This is a genomic window from Vibrio methylphosphonaticus, assembly GCF_023634655.1.
In the GTDB taxonomy this organism is placed as follows: Bacteria; Pseudomonadota; Gammaproteobacteria; order Enterobacterales; family Vibrionaceae; genus Vibrio; species Vibrio methylphosphonaticus.
In genome coordinates this window covers 443721-462341 of record NZ_JAMKMS010000001.1, presented here as the reverse complement: position 1 = coordinate 462341, position 18621 = coordinate 443721, and the positions used below count along the sequence as shown (strand labels likewise).

Below are 18621 nucleotides of genomic sequence, written 5' to 3'. Positions count from 1 at the left end.
ATGTTTAGGGTTTGTTTTTACTCTAGTACTCTTGGTTTTAAATAGCTAAGATGATGAATACTGCACTAAAAAGGATACTGTCATGTCATGCAAACAAATTGTTATCCCGAAGTTTGGCCAACCTGAAGTTTTGGCTATTCGTGAAGTTACAATCCCAAAGCCTGCTGCTGGTGAGGTGCTTGTGAAAGTGGCCTATTCAGGGATCAATCCGATTGATGTCAAGACACGAGCGGGTCTTGGTTGGGCGGCCAATGAGAATAAAGATAACTTGCCTTGGGTACCTGGGTATGACATTTCTGGCAAGATAGAGCAGTGTGGCGACAATGTATCCCATTTTTCTGTTGGTGATGAAGTTGCGGGTTTTATTGGATTCCCAGTTCGTGGAGGCGGTTACAGCCAATACGTTTGCGTTCCAGAGAGCGAATTATCTTCGGTTCCTAGCACCGTGGCCCTAGACGCAGCGGCGGCATTGCCTCTTGCAGGTCAAACAGCCGCTCAAGCGATTAATAAAGCACAAGTTCAAGAAGGCGAGCGTGTACTTATTTTGGCGGGAGCTGGTGGTGTTGGGCATATTGCTGTCCAAATAGCCGTTGCTGCGAAAGCCGAGGTATATACGACATGTAGTGAAAGTAACCTAGACTACCTTGCTACTTTAGGTGCACATGCGATTAACTATCAATTTGCACCCGCGTCAGAGCGCTTGTCTGATATTGATGTCTTGATTGACCTTGTTGGTGGAGATGTCGCCCTTGATGCATTGAAGTGTTTAAAAGACCATGCTCGAGTGATCACCATTCCTACAGTGACGGCGGAACTCGTCTGTGAGAAAGCGACACTACTAGGTTTTAGTGCCAGCGGTATGCTGGTGTCGCCAGACCCTAAGCAGATGGAGACATTGCTTTATATGGTCGGCGTCGGTTTACTGAAAACCGAAATACAGCACATCTTCCCATTGCATGATGTCATTCATGCTCATAAACAAGTTGAAACGAGCCGTACTCGAGGGAAAGTGTTGTTGGATATGCAATGCTAGAATCGTTCTCTCAATATCTCGCACAGTCTTGGTTTGCTGACTCAGCATTAGCGGTTTTATTTATCTCTGGTTTTTTAAGTGCGACCTTATTGCCAGGTGGGTCGGAAGCGGGTTTAGTCGCTACGTTGAGTTTGGGTCAGTATAGTACTTTGACCGTTATTTTGGTGGCGACCGTTGGTAACACTTTAGGTGGGTTGACGAATTATTGGATCGGTCTTTGGTTACCAAATCGAACTCAAAACGAAAAGCATGGTCATAAAGCCATAGCTTGGATACAAAAATATGGCTACTGGACACTATTGTTTAGCTGGCTACCTGTCATTGGTGATCCTCTGTGTTTAGCCGCAGGGTGGTTAAGAATGAAATTTCTTCCGTGTGTTGTACTTATCGCAATAGGTAAGGCGCTTCGTTACGCTGCATTAGCAGCGATCTTCTTTGGTCTCTTCTAAGGAGCATATATGAAAAAGATCTGGCTCGGCATGATGTCGTTAGTCTTTATTTACGGTTGTAGCAGTGAGACTACAACATCGACGACAGTTAACTTGCCTGATGGTGTGCGTCTGATTGAAGAAGCAAAGCCAGATCCAAGCAAAACGATGATTCCCTATTCGAAGTACCAGCTAGATAACGGGCTCACGGTTATTCTTGCCCCTGATAATTCGGATCCTTTGGTGCATGTTGATGTTACCTACCACGTCGGCTCTGCACGTGAAGAGATTGGAAAATCAGGCTTTGCACACTTTTTTGAGCATATGATGTTTCAGGGTTCTGAGCACGTTGGTGACCAGCAACACTTTAAGATCATTACAGAGGCCGGCGGTACGCTTAATGGCACCACGACACGCGATCGCACAAACTATTTTGAAACCGTGCCTGCCAATCAGTTAGAGAAAATTCTTTGGCTTGAAGCTGATCGTATGGGCTTTTTACTGGGCGCAGTTTCTCAGCACAAATTTGAGATACAGCGAGATACGGTAAAAAATGAACGTGCGCAAAACTATGATAATCGCCCTTATGGGCTGGTGTGGGAAAAAATGGGCGAAGCGATGTATCCGGAAGGACATCCATACTCGTGGCAGCCAATTGGTTATGTAGAAGATTTAGATCGCGTTGATGTGAATGATCTAAAAGCGTTCTTTTTACGTTGGTATGGTCCAAATAATGCGGTGTTGACGATCGGTGGTGACATAGATACTGAGCAGACTCTGCAGTGGATTACTAAATACTATGGTTCTATTCCAAAGGGGCCAAGTGTTGATAAGGCGCCGAAACAGCCCGCTATCGTCCCAAATGATCGTTATGTCACCTTAGAAGACCGAATTCGTCAACCTATGGTTGTCATAGGCTGGCCGACGGATAGTTATAGGGGGGCTGACAATCAAGCCACACTCGAAGCAATGGCTGATGCGATTGGGGGCGGAACGAATGGATTACTGTATCAAAAGCTGATTAAAACTCAGAAAGCACTCGATGCTGGTGCTTTTACAGAGTGTAATGAACTGTCATGTAATTTCTTTGTGTATGCAATGGGCGCTTCGACGGATAAAGATGGCCTAAAGGCGCTGTATCAAGAGTTACTAATCACGTTGGATGAATTTGAGAAAGACGGTATTAGTCAGGCTCGTTTAGATCAAATCACGGGATTGTCTGAGTCAGGCTCAGTATTTGCCTTACAAAGTGTTAAAGGTAAAGTCACTCAGCTTGCATCAAACCAAACCTTCTTTGATCAACCAGACAGATTAGAGCAGCAACTCACTCAGATCCGAGCGGTAACACCAGAAGATGTGACTGCCGCTTACCATCAATTCATCAACAACAAAGCGAAAGTGACATTAAGTGTGGTGCCGGTAGGACAGTCGGATATGGCGGTACAAAAGGCAAACTTTGAAACACCTAAACGCACCCTGCCACCTTATGTAAAAGTGACCGAAGATCAGCTAACGTTTCGACGTCCAGTCGATGACTTTGATCGCAGTGTAATGCCAGAAGTCGCACAGGCGGTAAAAGCGACCATGCCAGATCTGTATCAAATACACTTTGATAACGGTAGTGAGCTACTTGGTACCACGAGCTCAGAAACACCAACCGTAGAAATACATTTCCAGTTACCTGCAGGAGAACGCTACGTAGAGAGAGGCAAAGAAGGCCTTGCAGGCATGACCGCCTCCATGATGGAAGAAGGCACGACAACGTTAAGTGTCGAAGCGCTGCAAGCCAAGCTTGATCAACTCGGTAGCCAAATTAGTATCAGCGCAGGCTCGTACACGACCCGAGTAACGGTGTCATCTCTAGAGAAAAATTTGGCTCAAACATTGGCGTTGGTTCAAGACGTGCTGTTTAACCCTGCGATGAAGCAGAGTGACTTTGACCGTCTGAAAGCACAAATGTTGGAAGGCTTGGTGTATCAGCATCAAAAACCAAGCTGGATGGCATCGCAAGCGACACGTGACGTCCTGTTTGGTGATACGGTCTTTGGACGCTCTTCTGATGGCTCCGAATCATCGATTTCCTCAATCACATTAGATGACGTCAAAGCCTTCTATCGTTCAAACTACACACCGCAAAGTGCACAAATTGTGGTAGTTGGAGATGTCAGTCGTAAACAGATAGAGCAAGAGCTTGGCTTTTGGAAAAACTGGCAGGGCGCAGCCGCTCCTCTTATTGTTCCGGAAGCGGTAAAGCCGTTAGTGGGTCAGCATATTTACTTGGTAGATAAACCCGCCGCACCACAAAGCATTGTTCGCTTAGTACGCCAAGGGATGCGTTTTGACGCAACCGGAGAGTTGTATTTGAGCCGCTTAGCGAACTTTAACTTGGCGGGTAACTTTAATAGTCGAATTAATCAGAATTTACGTGAAGATAAAGGCTATACCTATGGTGCGAGTGGTTATTTTGCGAGTAACCGCGAAGTGGGAGCGCTCGTCTTTAGTGCACAAGTACGGGCGGATTCAACAATTCCTTCTATTGAAGAATTGCTCAAAGAACTAAAGCACTACAGCGCGAATGGTATGACAGAAGAAGAGCTGAATTTCTTGCGATTAGCGGTTGGCCAGCAAGATGCGTTGACGTACGAAACTCCGAGCCAAAAAGCCAGCTTACTCTCGAGTATTTTGACCTATAGTTTAGACAGAGATTACCTCAAGCAGCGTAATGAGATTGTTGAAACCGTTAAGAAATCAGAGTTGGATGCTTTAGCGGCAAAATGGTTTGACCCGAGTCAATATCAGATTATTGTTGTGGGGGATGCTAAGGCATTAAAACCACAATTAGAGAAACTCAATATTCCAATTGAAATGCTTGAAATCTCACAATAGAGTGACCATATAGTGGGGGTAGGAGTGGCATTGATGATGTTTCACCTAGCCCTCAATTGGAACAACAACATATAAGCGAATCGCATTTTGACTAATTTTGCTACGCGACTGGAGCAGGTTGCTAAAGATCAGACTGTCTTTAAGGAGTTTGGTCGCGGTGTAGAAAGAGAGACGTTACGTTATACCGAAGATGGCCAGTTGGCTATGACGCCTCACCCTGCAGCGCTAGGCTCTGCGCTGACGAATGAATATATTACAACGGATTTTTCTGAATCATTACTCGAGTTTATCACGCCGGTTTCTCACGACGTTGACACTCTCGTTAATCAATTGTCAGATATACATCATTTTACTCAAGCGAAGTTAGACAATGAAAAGCTATGGCCGCTTTCCATGCCTTGCTACGTTAGCAAAGAAGACGATATTGCCCTAGCTCAGTACGGTAGCTCTAATGCCGGACGAATGAAAACCTTGTATAGACAAGGTTTAAAGCACCGCTATGGCAGTCTAATGCAGGTTATTTCGGGTGTGCACTTTAACTTTTCGTTCCCTGAATCTTTTTGGGATGCGCTCTATGGCGAACAAGATGAGCCCGCTCGCCAAGCATCAAAATCAGAAGGGTATTTTGGTTTAATCCGAAATTACTACCGCTTTGGTTGGCTCATCCCTTATTTCTTTGGTGCGTCTCCAGCCTTATGTAGCTCGTTCGTACAAGGTAAAGAAAGTGCCTTACCGTTTGAAAAAATTGGCGGGACGCTTTACCTCCCTGAGGCAACGTCATTGCGATTAAGTGATTTAGGGTATACCAACAATGCGCAAAGTTCGCTGAAAATTGGTTTTAACAGCCTTGGTCAATATCTAGAAGGACTGAATGAAGCGATTCACACGCCATCGGATGATTTTGCTAAAATCGGGGTTAAAGTTGACGGGGAATATCGTCAATTAAATGATTACGTTTTGCAGATTGAAAATGAGTTATATGCTCCGATCCGACCAAAACGTGTAGCGAAAAATGGTGAAAAGCCGTCTGAAGCGCTGTCGAGAGCGGGTGTCGAGTACATTGAAGTTCGCTCTTTGGATGTTAATCCGTTTAGTCCTATTGGCATCACGAAAGAACAGATTCGTTTCCTTGACCTATTCATTACTTGGTGTGCGCTTAAAGACTCTGAGCCGATGGATGACTGTGAACTGGAATGCTGGCGCCAGAACTGGAACAAAGTCATTCTTGAAGGACGCAAACAGGGCTTAGAGCTTAAAATTGGCTGTGATGGTGAACAACTCTCTAGCCAGCTTTGGGTTAAGCGTGTTTTTGAAGATCTTCGTAGTATTGCGGTCGTTATGGATAAAGCGCACGGCAGTGATGATTATGTTGCGGTGTGCGATTTATTAGAACAATGGAATGATGACCCTCAGCAAACTATTTCTGGTCAACTATTGTCGATGACGAAAGCGTTGGGTGGTTTAGGAAAAGTAGGCTGTGAACTGGGTAAAAAATACCGAGATAGCAACACAGAGCAACATTATCGCACTTATAGTCAGGCGATGATGGAAGAAGAAGTAACTCGCTCATTTGCGGCGCAAAAAGACATTGAAGCGGCCGATACGCAAGACTTTGATGAGTTTTTAGCGGACTACTTTGCTCACCTGCAAACGAAGCCTGACTAGGACACTACGTCAATCTGTAAGCAAGTCGAGTCAGAGCATACTCGGCTTGCACCGTGTTGGCTGTGCTTTTACAATCACCATACACGAATGAATTCTAAGCTTCATGTCTTGAAGCCTTAATGGAGAAACAACGATGCCTTTATTGGATAGCTTTACCGTCGATCACACTAAAATGCACGCTCCTGCTGTGCGCGTAGCAAAAACGATGCAAACCCCAAAGGGTGACACAATCACCGTGTTCGATCTTCGCTTTACGGTGCCTAATAAAGATATCTTGTCTGAAACAGGAATTCATACACTTGAGCATCTATACGCTGGCTTTATGCGTGCGCATCTAAATGGTGAGCAAGTTGAAATTATCGATATTTCTCCAATGGGATGTCGTACTGGTTTTTACATGAGCTTGATTGGTACGCCTTCTGAGTCCGATGTTGCGCAAGCCTGGTTAGACTCAATGCAAGACGTACTAAAAGTAGAAAGCCAAAATAAGATCCCTGAGCTGAATGAATACCAATGTGGTACGGCTGCAATGCACTCACTTGAGGAAGCTAAATCGATTGCTCAGACGATCATTGCTGCTGGCATTCAAGTAAATAAAAACGATGAATTGGCGTTGCCTGATTCGATGCTACAAGAGCTTAAAGTGGACTAGTAATGAGTCGCTGAAAGTAAAAAAGGATGGCTTAGCCATCCTTTTTTTGTATCTAGATTCGCGATCAAGTGAGTGAGAATCAGTGAGCCGCTTGATGCTAGCCCCATTGGGCCTCAAACCAACTTTCTAGAATTACAACGGCTGATTGGCAATCAACATTGCCTTTCGATAGGGCTTTATAGCCACCCATATTAAAGAGATCAGCTCTCGCTTCTGTCGTTGATAGGCGCTCATCTTGAAGCTCTACAGGTAAACCAAAGCGACCATGCAGTCGGTTGGCAAACTTTTTCGCTCTTGGAGTAATGCTCTCGAGATCTTTGCCATGAAGATCGGTCGGAAGTCCAACAACGATCAAATCAGGTTGCCATTCCTTAATTGTTTTTTCGATGTCATCCCAGTTAGGAATACCATCTTTAGCTTTAAACGCTTTTAAAGGGTTAGCGGTCCCGGTAACTTCTTGCCCTATGGCACTACCAATGCTTTTGGTTCCAAAATCAAAGGCGAGTATGGTTCTTGTTGTCATGGCTATGCGTGCCCAACTTGAGTGGAGAGGTGAGCAATATCAATACCGAGCATTTGAACGGCGCTGTGCCAGCGATCTTTGACAGGTGTGTCAAAGATCACACTCGTGTCCGCTTCAATGGTTAGCCAAGAATTATCCGCCAATTCTGTTTCTAATTGACCCGCGTCCCATCCGGCATAGCCCAAGGCAACCAAATAGTTTTCAGGTTGAGCATCCGTGCCGAGTACGGCGAGGATGTCTTTAGATGTGGTAACGGAAATCTTTTCGGTAATTTGAATACTGGATTGATATTTATCTTTGGGTTTATGCAGGATAAAGCCTCGATCTTCTGAGACGGGCCCTCCATTTAAAACCGGTTCATCTAGGCTTTTACTGTGCTGCGTTTGGGAGGCGATGGGTAGCTCATTTTGTACTTGCAACAGCATGTTGGCCACGGTGACATCAATAGGAGTATTGATGATAATCCCCATCGCACCATCGTCATTGTGCTCGCACACATAGATAACCGTACGTTGAAAATAAGGATCTTTCATTCCGGGCATTGCTACAAGAAAATGATTTGCTAAGTTCATCTTCGCCTCCTAACGTGACAGGGGTTGTGACCAGTGGGGGTACCACGGGTATCAACCTCAGTTTTATTTACCTAATCGGCGCTCAATGGCGTCCATCAATTTACCGGTAATAGAAACGTCAAATGCCGCTTCAATCTCGCGAATACAGGTTGGACTCGTCACATTGATTTCAGTCAGCTTATCGCCAATGACATCCAGTCCTACAAATATTAACCCTTTCTCCTTCAAAGTGGGAGCGACAGCAAGGGCGATTTGTTTATCTGTCTCACTTAGTGGACGAGCTTCACCCGTTCCACCGGCTGCAAGGTTGCCACGTGTTTCCCCTTTTGCTGGGATGCGAGCAAGACAATAGGGCATTGGCTCACCATCAACCACGAGAATACGCTTATCGCCGTTGCTGATATCAGGCACAAAAGTCTGTGCCATTGCATAGTTCTGCCCGTGATTGGTAAGCGTTTCAATAATCACCGATACATTGGGATCATCTTGCTTAACGCGGAAGATTGAAGCGCCGCCCATACCGTCTAATGGCTTTAGAATGACATCACCATGAGTATCACGGAAGGCTTTAATTTTTTCCGCTTTACGTGTCACGATAGTGGTAGGGGTGAGTTCTGGGAACCAAGCGGTAAAGAGCTTTTCGTTGCAATCACGTAAGCTTTGCGGCTTGTTAACGATTAGTGTGCCTTTTTCTTCTGCTCGCTCAAGAATATAGGTCGCATAGATAAACTCAGTATCAAAAGGAGGATCTTTACGCATAAGAACGGCGTCGAGGTCGGCAAGTTCGATCGTCTGCTCTGAGGTGAACTCATACCAGCTTGCTGGATCTTCTTTAAGTGTGACGGTTTTTGTATCGGCAACCGCAACACCTTGGTCAAGATGCAGGTCTTGCATTTCCATATAATGGATTTCATATCCACGACGCTGGGCTTCGAGCATCATGGCAAAGCTAGAGTCTTTTTTGATGTTAATGGACGAGATCGGGTCCATTACGATTCCGAGTTTAATCATGCGTATTCTCCAGTTAGCCTAAATCGCCAAAGCGTACTTGTAGGGCGGTGATCGCTGTTAAGGCAGCGGTTTCCGTTCTCAGTACGCGGGGGCCAAGCAGGGTTTCTTCAAATTGGTATTGTTCCGTCATCTCAATTTCTTGAGGTGACAAGCCACCTTCCGGGCCGATCAATAGTCTAACCTTGCTAATGGGCTCAGGTAGTGTGTTGATCGAGTATTTTGCTCTAGGGTGCAAATTGAGTTTCAGTGCTTCTGAAGGCTCTGCACACCATTGTTCTAATGACATTATTGGGCGTATTGTAGGCACCGTATTACGACCACACTGTTCACAGGCACTAATGGCGATTTTTTGCCATTGCAGCATCTTTTTTTCGAAGCGCTTAGGATCCAGTTTTACACCACAACGCTCTGAAATAAGAGGGGTGATGGTGTTGACGCCCAATTCAACGGATTTTTGGATGGTAAATTCCATCTTGTCACCGCGAGAGACGACTTGTCCTAGGTGCAGATCGAGTGGAGACTCAATGCTATTCGCCACTTTCTCTGTCAGTTCGACAGTGACGGATTTTTTGGCGACTTCATCTATGGTGGCTGGAAACTCATACCCACTGCCATCAAAGAGTAAGACGTCTTGGCCTTCTTTCATTCGCAATACACGGCCAATGTGATTGGATGCATCCTCACTCAGTGCGAGTCTACCCAAGCTTACAATGGTTTCAGGGTGATAAATACGAGGTACGCGCATAGTAACTTCCAACGAACAAAAAGGTATTGAGGTATAACATGGATGCAAGCCCCAGAAATTACAAGGGCTTGCTGGCTAAAATAGTCGACCAGCGGACGCTATGAACGATCACGACAGGCGGCCACGACATAAGGGTTATTGTTGCCTTGTCGTGAAGCAATGCGCTTGTCGCGCTCACATTCCCACGCATCAACGGGATAAGAACGGTTCCACGCATTCATGAGCTGTGTTTGCTGCTTTGATAGCGTAAAGCCATACTCTTGACTCATATAAAGATAGGTTCTAGCAATGGAACCTTTTGCTCTATCTGGTGGCATCACTTTGCGTTGCTTGAAATTGACCTGCATTTCGCATCGCCCGTAACTCACGCCATCTATGCCATTCCACTGACTAAAATTGTAGTTGGAACGGTCGCCATTAACCTCGCCAATAGCTGGCGTCAGGTTATGAAGATCAGCTTCCATCAATCGGAATGTTTTGTCATTTTTAGTGCAGTTCTTTCGACCGCCTTCCTGCCAGCATTGACGCTGGTGGCCAAATTGCCATGCCGGAACGACATGCTCCCATTCAATTCGGCTTGCTCGCTTTTGTTGTTTACGAACTTGATAGCCGCAAGAAGCCAAATCGGGCGTGCCCTTTTTTCCTTGCCACTGAATGTCGCAGCCGCAGTAAAAACTAATGGGGTGATCGGCGTAGATTTTAACCGCCTGCCTTTTCGCTGAACTAAAACTGCTCGGTGGTGCGGACTGCACGGTTAAGGGAAGAAAAAGTAGGCCTAGTATAAGGGCAGAAGTCGCGCGTATGGTCATTTATAAGTCTGAGGAAAGTACTAGATAACCTAGTTTAGATCGCACTTTAACCGATGACTACTACCTTATTTGATATTAATGACCTGGTGGATACTAGCTAAGCTGTTTACCCGAAAATTGAAGGGATCTGCGACACTTTTGGCATAAGTAGCGTGCTTGTTGTCGCTGTACTTTGTTGTGTCGGCGAATCGTCAGTGGGTATGTTGAGCACTGGCATTGATATTCAAAAGTTTTGCCCTGGACCGACGTAACGTCCATGGCATGGGTGGTTTTAGGTGAGACATTAAATACTTGGTGCATTATGGATTGCCAATGAACACCGTGAGCAGGGACTCGACCATAGAATTTAAAGGCGAGTAGATGGGCGATTTCGTGCGGGATAACCTCCTCAATAAAGGTATCACTGTTTTCTGCAAAGAGGATAGGGTTGAGTCTAATTTCCCATGTTTGCAGATAAGCTTTGCCCGCCGCTTTGCCTCGTAGTTTGAAGCTGAGGGTAGGGATAGGCAGAGTCTGTTGGAAATGCTGCTCGGCAATAGCCATACACTGAGCCAAGCGCTTTGATGCTCGGTAGTGTAAATCAGTCGTCAATGGAGCCATAGTTAAACCTAATAACGCCCTATAGAAGGGCGTTATTGTAGGTTAGCGAGCGAGTAAGTAAAGCAAGACTACGTATGATGTCTTTTTTTAATGACTTCATGATAGGCATGCCAAGTGCCGTAGCCTAATATCGGCATAGTGACGATCATGCCTAACCCAAAGGTGGCAAAGCCGATCAGTATGCCGCCACAAATAATGAATGCCCAGACAGTCATTGCAGGGACATTCGATTTCACCGCATTAAAACTAGTGAAAACCGCGGTCATTACATCGACTCGACGCTCCATCATTAGCGGAATAGAGAAAGCCGATAAACTAAATATGACGCTTGCGATAACAAAGCCAATGACAGAGCCCGTAATGAGAAACGGCGCGAATTCTGTTAGAGGGGCGCCTTGAACGGATGGGTACAGGGCATGCAAGAGCGCTGCTATTCTCATCCAAAATATCATGGCAACAGCAAGTAACACCGCAAATGCCCATTGTGAGGTAGAGTTGCGGCCAATGGCTTTCATGGAGTGGAATAAGCTAGGTTTATGGCCCTTCTCTCTTTCCCAAGCCGCGTCATAAAGGCCTAAAGCAAGGAAAGGTCCAATGAGCATATACACAACAAGACTTGGCATGATAACTAAATGGGTGCCTTGCCATTGCACTAATTGAACAATAGCAACGGCCGCAGCAGTAAAGCACAGCCCATAAAAGGCACTGATAACCGGCATTCTAACAAGGTCATGCAGTCCTAGCGCTAGCCAGTGAAATGGTGCGGAAATACTTACTTGGTTACAAGGTATGGTTTTAGCGTAATCTTGATCTTTGACTTCGTGTTTCTTGTGGAAGTCTTCTGTCTGAGCGGTTCGAGGCATATGTCCTCCCTGATTTGACAATCTGGCCTTCGTCTCTGATTTAAGGGAAATGAACGAGCCGTATGATCATTTGATCACGGTATTGGCGCAGCGTGTTCCCATAATGGAGCTAAGAATGCGTGTCGATGAGTTAGCGTAATTCTCATTCTGCATCGTTACTCTTAACGTTAACTATTGACCTAGACGGGAAAAAACACAATTTTTGTAGGGGAGAAAAGATGGGCTATGAAATGCCACTTTAACATTTCCTTAACAAAGTAATTGAAATGATTAGTAATAGTAAAAAAAAGCCCTCAAATATTTTTTGAGGGCTTTTTGTTTGAACTACAGCTTCGCGTGATACAGGGTGTTACTTGATACCAGCAAAGTCACGAAGGATGTCTGCTTTGTCTGTCGCTTCCCATGGGAACTCTTCACGACCGAAGTGACCGTAAGCGGCAGTTTGCTTGTACATAGGCTGAAGCAGGTTCAACATCTCTTGCAGACCGTATGGACGCAAGTCGAAGTTTTGACGAACCGCTTCAATGATGATTTCGTGTGCGACTTTTTCAGTACCAAACGTTTCAACCATGATTGAAGTTGGATCAGCAACACCGATAGCGTATGACAGCTGAATTTCACAACGATCCGCCATGCCTGCAGCAACAATGTTCTTTGCTACATAACGTGCTGCGTATGCTGCACTACGGTCAACTTTTGATGGATCTTTACCTGAGAACGCACCGCCACCGTGACGAGCTGCGCCGCCGTAGGTGTCAACGATGATCTTACGACCAGTTAGACCACAGTCACCCATTGGGCCACCGATGACGAAACGACCTGTTGGGTTGATAAAGAAGTTAGTGTCTTTAGTGATCCACTCAGAAGGAAGGACTGGCTTAATGATCTCTTCCATTACCGCTTCACGAAGATCAGGTGTTGTTACTGAATCGCAGTGCTGAGTTGAAAGTACAACAGCATCGATACCAACGATCTTACCTTGGTCGTATTGGAACGTGACTTGAGATTTCGCATCTGGACGCAGGAAGTCTAGTTTGCCGCTCTTACGAACTTCAGCTTGCTTTTTAACAAGCAGGTGAGAGTAAGTAATAGGCGCAGGCATTAGGATAGGCGTTTCGTTCGTCGCGTAACCAAACATAATACCTTGGTCACCAGCGCCTTGCTCTTTTGGATCCGCTTTATCAACACCTTGGTTGATATCTGGAGACTGCTTACCAATCGTGTTTAGTACGGCACAAGAGTCGGCATCAAAGCCCATGTCAGAGTGAACGTAGCCAATTTCGCGTACCGTTTCACGAGTGATCTCTTCGATGTCTACCCACGCTGAGGTCGTGACTTCGCCACCAACCATTACCATGCCTGTTTTTACATACGTTTCACAAGCAACACGCGCTTTCGGGTCTTGTTCTAGAATCGCGTCAAGTACAGCATCAGAAATTTGGTCAGCAATTTTATCAGGATGTCCTTCTGAAACAGATTCAGAAGTGAACAGGTGCTTAGCCATGAGAGCTCCAATTACAGTTAAATAAGGCCAGCAATATTGTGCTCGCCTATAAAAAATACAATGATATTTTGTAGGTGTATCTACATCTAGACGTCTATTCTAGTCATCGATGTTTGAGAATCAAGCGATTTTTGATTTTATGTTATAGCCAAACGTTTGCGCATTTTGGAGGTATCACAGTGGAATGGGTAAAAAAAAACCAGTAAAAATACTTAAAATGACGGTAAAACGTTTGCAGAGGTTAGGGGGCTTTGCGACAATGCTCGCCGCTGACTTTATTCAGCAAGGAATCAACTTGAAATTCGCTTAATGCACTCAGGAGCAGACATGTCGTCTCGTAAAGAATTAGCTAATGCAATCCGTGCCCTTAGCATGGATGGTGTTCAACAAGCCAACTCTGGTCACCCAGGCGCCCCTATGGGTATGGCTGATATCGCCGAAGTACTTTGGCGCTCTCACCTAAATCACAATCCTCAAAACCCTGAATGGGCTGATCGTGATCGTTTTATTTTGTCAAACGGCCACGGTTCTATGTTGATTTATTCTCTGCTTCACTTAAGCGGTTACGAGTTATCAATTGATGATCTGAAAAACTTCCGTCAGTTACACTCCAAAACACCAGGCCACCCAGAATATGGTTATGCGCCAGGTATTGAAACGACGACGGGTCCACTAGGCCAAGGCATTACCAACGCGGTTGGTATGGCGATGGCAGAAAAATCGTTGGCGGCGCAGTTCAATAAAGAAGGTCACGATATCGTAGACCACTTTACTTATGCCTTTATGGGTGATGGCTGCCTGATGGAAGGTATTTCACACGAAGCTTGTTCACTAGCGGGCACACTTGGTCTAGGCAAGCTTATCGCATTTTGGGATGACAACGGCATCTCGATTGACGGCGAAGTAGAAGGCTGGTTCTCTGACGATACGCCTAAGCGTTTTGAAGCTTATGGCTGGCATGTTATTCCTGCCGTTGATGGCCACGACTCTGATGCTATTAATGCAGCGATTGAAGCGGCGAAGGCGGATCCTCGCCCAACATTAATTTGTACTAAAACCGTTATCGGCTTTGGTTCACCAAACAAAGCGGGCACGCACGACTGTCACGGTGCACCATTAGGCGCTGACGAAATCGCAGCGACGAAGGCCGCACTTGGTTGGGAGCACGGTCCTTTTGAGATCCCAGCTGATATCGCAGCGCAGTGGAATGCACAAGAAGCGGGCGCAGCGAAAGAAGCAGCGTGGAATGCTAAGTTTGACGCTTACGCAGCGGCTTACCCTGAACTTGCGGCTGAGTTTACTCGTCGTACGAACGGTGACTTGCCAGCGGAGTGGGAAGAAAAAGCTAATGCAATCATTGCTGATCTTCAAGCTAACCCAGCAAACATCGCATCACGTAAAGCATCGCAAAACGCACTAGAAGCGTTTGGTCAAATGCTGCCAGAATTCATGGGCGGCTCTGCTGACCTTGCACCGTCTAACCTGACAATGTGGTCTGGTTCTAAGTCGCTAACGGCAGAAGACTTCTCTGGTAACTACATCCACTACGGTGTACGTGAATTCGGTATGACAGCTATCATGAACGGTATCGCTCTGCACGGTGGCTTCGTCCCATACGGCGCAACGTTCCTAATGTTCATGGAATACGCACGTAACGCAATGCGTATGGCTGCTTTGATGAAAGTTCAGAACATCCAAGTTTACACACACGATTCAATCGGCCTAGGCGAAGATGGTCCAACTCACCAACCGGTTGAGCAGATCGCTTCTCTACGTTTGACTCCAAACATGAGCACATGGCGTCCATGTGACCAAGTTGAGTCTGCAGTGGCTTGGAAACTGGCAATCGAGCGCAAAGATGGCCCTACATCTCTGATCTTCTCTCGTCAAAACCTGGCACAACAAGATCGTGACGCCGAGCAAGTAGCAAACATCGCCAAGGGTGGTTACATCCTGAAAGATTGTGCTGGTAAGCCAGAACTAATCATCATCGCTACTGGCTCTGAAGTTGAGCTAGCGGTTGAAGCTGCAGCGCAATTGAGTGCTGAAGGTAAAGCGGTACGTGTTGTTTCTATGCCAGCAACCGATGCATTCGACAAGCAAGATGCGCAGTACCGTGAGTCTGTACTTCCATCTGACGTGACAGCTCGTATCGCGGTTGAAGCCGGTATTGCTGACTTCTGGTACAAGTATGTTGGTTTTGGTGGCAAGATCATCGGTATGACGACATTTGGTGAGTCTGCACCTGCAGGTGAGCTATTCAAAATGTTTGGTTTTACAACGGAAAACGTTGTAAACACAGCAAAAGAGCTTCTAGCGTAAGCGATGAGTTTCTTGCAATGAAAAACCGAGCCAAGGCTCGGTTTTTTTATGTCTATTCAAATTCATTACCCTTGTTATCCAACTTACGTTGTCCACAAATTTGGCACGCTACATAGCGATCCATATCGTAGTAATGTCCGCCGTTAATAAAAGTGTGCAGCAGTAACTTAAACCGTCCCAGTAAATTGGATTGTTGGTCATAGCTGCTGGCTTTTCTTATTAACACCTCTTTATGAATAGTCTTTTTATTGCATGACTGGCAATGATGTTTGCCTGTAAACATGAGCACACCTCCTGTGCAGTGAAAACAGTGTCGCTCAAATGGCACGAAGAAGAGATGTCATGTTGATAGTAACCACTATCGCTTTGTGAGTGGCTACAAATTTTTAGAAGTGCTTCGCAACAATTTGTGTTTTTCATCCACGACGATTGCAAAAAGCATGAATGCGAAATTTATGTAGCGAAGCTAATGTTGCGAAAGCTAATGTTGTGAAACTAATGTCGCGTAAACGATGTCGCGTAAACGATGTTGATCGGTTAATATGCACACCCTCTGTAATGTGAATTTAAGGGTGGAGTGCGATGCTAAAGGTAGCGATTAACGGCTTTGGTCGCATTGGACGAAATGTCCTTCGAGCAATCTATGAAAGTGGCAAGAATGATCGAATAAAAGTCGTCGCAGTCAATGAGCTTGCTCAACCGGAGGCAATGGCTCATTTACTTCAATATGATACGAGTCATGGTCGATTCACGAAGAAGATCTCTCATGATCAAGAGCATTTATATGTCAATCATGCTGATGGTGAATTTGACAGTATTCGTATTCTTCACCTCGCGGATATCAATCTATTGCCTTGGCGAAACTTAGACGTCGATATCGTTTTAGACTGTACGGGCGTTTTTGGCAGTCGAGCGGATGGTTTAGAACATATTGCTGCAGGTGCTAAGAAAGTATTATTTTCGCACCCAGGTGCGCATGATATCGACAACACCATCATCTATGGTGTGAACCACGAGTCTTTAAAGAAGGAACACACGATCGTTTCTAGTGGCTCATGCACAACGAATTGTATTGTGCCCATCATACAAGTGCTTGATGAAGCATTTGGTATCGATTCGGGAACCATTACGACTATCCACTCTTCCATGAATGATCAGCAAGTGATTGATGCCTATCACCCCGACTTACGACGCACTCGAGCTGCGAGTCAATCTATCATTCCAGTTGATACCAAGCTACACAAAGGTATTGAGAGAATTTTTCCGAAATTTTCTAACAAATTTGAAGCGATTTCTGTTCGAGTGCCGACAGTTAATGTCACCGCTATGGATTTAAGTGTAACTATAAATACAAATGTGAAAGTTAATGACGTAAATCAAGTCATTATTAATGCATCCCGGTGTACATTAGACGGTATTGTTGACTATACTGAAGCGCCGTTAGTCTCAATCGACTTTAATCACGATCCACACAGCGCTATTGTTGATGGTACGCAAACGCGAGTCAGCGATGGACGTTTAGTTAAAATGCTAGTGTGGTGTGATAACGAGTGGGGCTTCGCGAATCGGATGCTTGATACCGCTTTGGCGATGCAAGCGTCCCAATAGTTTAGATGCTACTTGAACAAAATATTAATTTTGAGGGTTGAAATTAATATTGAACGGTTCAATATAAGTAAGCAGTTGATGAATTCATAAACTTGGCATGAGGCCGAGTTTTCAAAAACATTATTTATTTTTAGTTGAGAGGACTAAACATGTCTGTAATCAAGATGACTGACCTGGATCTAGCAGGTAAACGCGTATTTATCCGTGCTGACCTGAACGTTCCTGTAAAAGAAGGTAAAGTAACTTCAGATGCTCGTATCCTAGCATCGCTACCAACCATCAAGCTTTGCCTAGAAGCGGGTGCTAAAGTTATGGTGACTTCTCACTTGGGTCGTCCTACTGAAGGCGAATACGCGGAAGAGTTCTCTCTACAACCTGTAGTTAACTACCTAAACGACGCACTTGATTGCGATGTTAAACTAGCAAAAGATTACCTAAATGGCCTAGAGCTAAACGCAGGTGAGCTAGTTGTTCTTGAAAACGTTCGCTTTAACAAAGGCGAGAAGAAAAACGAAGAAGCATTATCTAAGCAGTACGCAGCACTTTGTGACATCTTCGTAATGGATGCATTCGGTACGGCTCACCGTGCTCAAGCGTCGACACATGGTGTTGGCACGAATGCTCCAATCGCATGTGCAGGTCCTCTTCTTGCGGCAGAGCTTGAAGCTCTAGGTAAAGCAATGGATAACCCTGCTCGTCCACTCGTGGCTATCGTTGGTGGTTCTAAAGTATCGACTAAGCTTACTGTTCTTGAGTCTCTTTCTAAAATTGCTGACCAACTGGTTGTTGGTGGTGGTATTGCAAACACGTTCATCGCAGCTGAAGGCCACAATGTAGGTAAGTCTCTTTACGAAGCAGACCTAGTTGAAACTGCGAAGAAACTAATGAAAGAGTGTGCGATTCCTGTTGCGACTGATGTTGCTTGTGCAAAAGCGTTTGACGAAAATGCTGAAGCAGAAATCAAAAACGTGGCTGATGTTCAAGATGACGACATGATCTTCGACCTTGGTCCAGATTCAACGGCGGCGCTTGCAGAAATCATCGGTAATGCAAAAACAATTCTTTGGAACGGCCCTGTTGGCGTATTTGAGTTCAAGAACTTTGAAGCGGGTACAGCTGGTATTTCTAAAGCAATCGCAGAGTCTGCAGGTTTCTCTGTAGCTGGCGGTGGCGATACTCTAGCGGCTATCGACAAGTTTGGCATTAAAGCTGACGTGTCTTATATTTCAACTGGTGGCGGTGCATTCCTTGAGTTTGTTGAAGGTAAAGTGTTACCAGCAGTAGCGATGCTTGAAGAGCGCGCTAAAGCTTAATTATTTTTGATAAAGCGAGCTTATAGCTCGCTTTTATCTATGCTGCAATGCGTGGTTAACTTTGATACAATACCGCCCGTTGTGAGC

Annotated in this window: 18 protein-coding genes; 9 read left to right on the top strand and 9 right to left on the bottom strand. The window is 45.4% G+C overall.

Annotated elements, in window-relative coordinates:
* Window positions 1-82: 82 nt before the first annotated feature.
* The 5 genes from M9196_RS01990 to luxS all read left to right on the top strand — a co-directional run bounded on the left by M9196_RS01990 (window position 83) and on the right by luxS (window position 6664).
* On the top strand, window positions 83-1033 hold the full coding sequence (locus tag M9196_RS01990; protein WP_250615852.1) for an NADP-dependent oxidoreductase: 951 nt from the start codon (window positions 83-85) through the stop codon (window positions 1031-1033).
* On the top strand, window positions 1027-1482 hold the full coding sequence (locus M9196_RS01985) for a YqaA family protein (protein ID WP_250615851.1): 456 nt from the start codon (window positions 1027-1029) through the stop codon (window positions 1480-1482). Before M9196_RS01990 ends, M9196_RS01985 begins: the two co-directional genes overlap by 7 nt.
* Window positions 1483-1491: 9 nt before the next feature.
* The gene (locus M9196_RS01980) at window positions 1492-4347 is read left to right on the top strand and encodes a M16 family metallopeptidase (RefSeq protein ID WP_250615850.1); all 2856 of its coding nucleotides are present in this window, start codon (window positions 1492-1494) and stop codon (window positions 4345-4347) included.
* Between the two features lie 87 nt (window positions 4348-4434).
* A complete protein-coding gene (gene gshA / locus M9196_RS01975; RefSeq protein ID WP_250615849.1) occupies window positions 4435-6012 on the top strand; it encodes a glutamate--cysteine ligase in 1578 nt (525 codons plus the stop codon).
* 133 nt (window positions 6013-6145) lie between these two features.
* Window positions 6146-6664 (top strand): S-ribosylhomocysteine lyase, encoded by a 519-nt coding sequence (gene luxS, locus M9196_RS01970; protein ID WP_250615848.1) that lies wholly within the window; start codon window positions 6146-6148, stop codon window positions 6662-6664.
* Between the two features lie 97 nt (window positions 6665-6761).
* Here luxS and ruvX read toward each other — a convergent pair whose 3' ends face one another.
* The 8 genes from ruvX to metK form a co-directional block, all read right to left on the bottom strand.
* Complete coding sequence (gene ruvX / locus M9196_RS01965) at window positions 6762-7187, bottom strand: Holliday junction resolvase RuvX (protein WP_250615847.1); 426 nt, start codon at window positions 7185-7187, stop codon at window positions 6762-6764.
* A 2-nt stretch (window positions 7188-7189) separates the two neighbouring features.
* Complete coding sequence (locus M9196_RS01960) at window positions 7190-7759, bottom strand: YqgE/AlgH family protein (RefSeq protein WP_250615846.1); 570 nt, start codon at window positions 7757-7759, stop codon at window positions 7190-7192.
* 63 nt (window positions 7760-7822) lie between these two features.
* Window positions 7823-8770 (bottom strand): glutathione synthase, encoded by a 948-nt coding sequence (gene gshB / locus M9196_RS01955; protein ID WP_250615845.1) that lies wholly within the window; start codon window positions 8768-8770, stop codon window positions 7823-7825.
* Window positions 8771-8783: 13 nt separating this feature from the next.
* Window positions 8784-9515, bottom strand: coding sequence for a 16S rRNA (uracil(1498)-N(3))-methyltransferase (gene rsmE, locus M9196_RS01950; protein ID WP_250615844.1), 732 nt, complete (start codon window positions 9513-9515; stop codon window positions 8784-8786).
* A gap of 98 nt (window positions 9516-9613) precedes the next feature.
* Window positions 9614-10324, bottom strand: coding sequence for an endonuclease (locus M9196_RS01945; RefSeq protein ID WP_250615843.1), 711 nt, complete (start codon window positions 10322-10324; stop codon window positions 9614-9616).
* A 93-nt stretch (window positions 10325-10417) separates the two neighbouring features.
* Window positions 10418-10915, bottom strand: coding sequence for a SprT family zinc-dependent metalloprotease (locus M9196_RS01940; protein ID WP_250615931.1), 498 nt, complete (start codon window positions 10913-10915; stop codon window positions 10418-10420).
* 77 nt (window positions 10916-10992) lie between these two features.
* Entirely contained in the window at window positions 10993-11787 is a 795-nt protein-coding gene (locus M9196_RS01935; protein ID WP_250615842.1) for a DUF2189 domain-containing protein, read from the bottom strand.
* A gap of 349 nt (window positions 11788-12136) precedes the next feature.
* On the bottom strand, window positions 12137-13291 hold the full coding sequence (gene metK / locus M9196_RS01930) for a methionine adenosyltransferase (RefSeq protein WP_250615841.1): 1155 nt from the start codon (window positions 13289-13291) through the stop codon (window positions 12137-12139).
* Between the two features lie 184 nt (window positions 13292-13475).
* Here metK and M9196_RS23450 point away from each other — a divergent pair, with 184 nt between their 5' ends.
* Window positions 13476-13601: a hypothetical protein gene (locus M9196_RS23450; RefSeq protein WP_284677046.1), complete on the top strand. Its 126-nt coding sequence runs from the start codon at window positions 13476-13478 to the stop codon at window positions 13599-13601.
* A gap of 17 nt (window positions 13602-13618) precedes the next feature.
* Window positions 13619-15613, top strand: coding sequence for a transketolase (gene tkt, locus M9196_RS01925; protein WP_250615840.1), 1995 nt, complete (start codon window positions 13619-13621; stop codon window positions 15611-15613).
* A gap of 52 nt (window positions 15614-15665) precedes the next feature.
* On the opposite strand, the gene M9196_RS01920 is transcribed toward tkt, so the two are convergent.
* The gene (locus tag M9196_RS01920; protein WP_250615839.1) at window positions 15666-15896 is read right to left on the bottom strand and encodes a hypothetical protein; all 231 of its coding nucleotides are present in this window, start codon (window positions 15894-15896) and stop codon (window positions 15666-15668) included.
* A gap of 299 nt (window positions 15897-16195) precedes the next feature.
* On the opposite strand from M9196_RS01920, the gene epd reads away from it, so the two are divergent.
* Window positions 16196-17221, top strand: a complete 1026-nt coding sequence (epd, locus tag M9196_RS01915) for an erythrose-4-phosphate dehydrogenase (protein ID WP_250615838.1) — start codon at window positions 16196-16198, stop codon at window positions 17219-17221.
* A gap of 149 nt (window positions 17222-17370) precedes the next feature.
* Entirely contained in the window at window positions 17371-18534 is a 1164-nt protein-coding gene (locus tag M9196_RS01910) for a phosphoglycerate kinase (RefSeq protein WP_250615837.1), read from the top strand.
* Window positions 18535-18621: the final 87 nt, after the last annotated feature.

Coding starts and splice junctions, on each gene's coding strand:
- epd (WP_250615838.1), top strand. CDS start 16,196: ATGCTAAAGGTAGCGATTAACGGCTTTGGTCGCATTGGACGAAATGTC.
- M9196_RS01910 (WP_250615837.1), top strand. CDS start 17,371: ATGTCTGTAATCAAGATGACTGACCTGGATCTAGCAGGTAAACGCGTA.
- M9196_RS23450 (WP_284677046.1), top strand. CDS start 13,476: ATGGGTAAAAAAAAACCAGTAAAAATACTTAAAATGACGGTAAAACGT.
- M9196_RS01990 (WP_250615852.1), top strand. CDS start 83: ATGTCATGCAAACAAATTGTTATCCCGAAGTTTGGCCAACCTGAAGTT.
- M9196_RS01920 (WP_250615839.1), bottom strand. CDS start 15,896: ATGTTTACAGGCAAACATCATTGCCAGTCATGCAATAAAAAGACTATT.
- M9196_RS01985 (WP_250615851.1), top strand. CDS start 1,027: ATGCTAGAATCGTTCTCTCAATATCTCGCACAGTCTTGGTTTGCTGAC.
- M9196_RS01935 (WP_250615842.1), bottom strand. CDS start 11,787: ATGCCTCGAACCGCTCAGACAGAAGACTTCCACAAGAAACACGAAGTC.
- gshB (WP_250615845.1), bottom strand. CDS start 8,770: ATGATTAAACTCGGAATCGTAATGGACCCGATCTCGTCCATTAACATC.
- M9196_RS01980 (WP_250615850.1), top strand. CDS start 1,492: ATGAAAAAGATCTGGCTCGGCATGATGTCGTTAGTCTTTATTTACGGT.
- metK (WP_250615841.1), bottom strand. CDS start 13,291: ATGGCTAAGCACCTGTTCACTTCTGAATCTGTTTCAGAAGGACATCCT.
- ruvX (WP_250615847.1), bottom strand. CDS start 7,187: ATGACAACAAGAACCATACTCGCCTTTGATTTTGGAACCAAAAGCATT.
- luxS (WP_250615848.1), top strand. CDS start 6,146: ATGCCTTTATTGGATAGCTTTACCGTCGATCACACTAAAATGCACGCT.
- M9196_RS01960 (WP_250615846.1), bottom strand. CDS start 7,759: ATGAACTTAGCAAATCATTTTCTTGTAGCAATGCCCGGAATGAAAGAT.
- M9196_RS01945 (WP_250615843.1), bottom strand. CDS start 10,324: ATGACCATACGCGCGACTTCTGCCCTTATACTAGGCCTACTTTTTCTT.
- tkt (WP_250615840.1), top strand. CDS start 13,619: ATGTCGTCTCGTAAAGAATTAGCTAATGCAATCCGTGCCCTTAGCATG.
- rsmE (WP_250615844.1), bottom strand. CDS start 9,515: ATGCGCGTACCTCGTATTTATCACCCTGAAACCATTGTAAGCTTGGGT.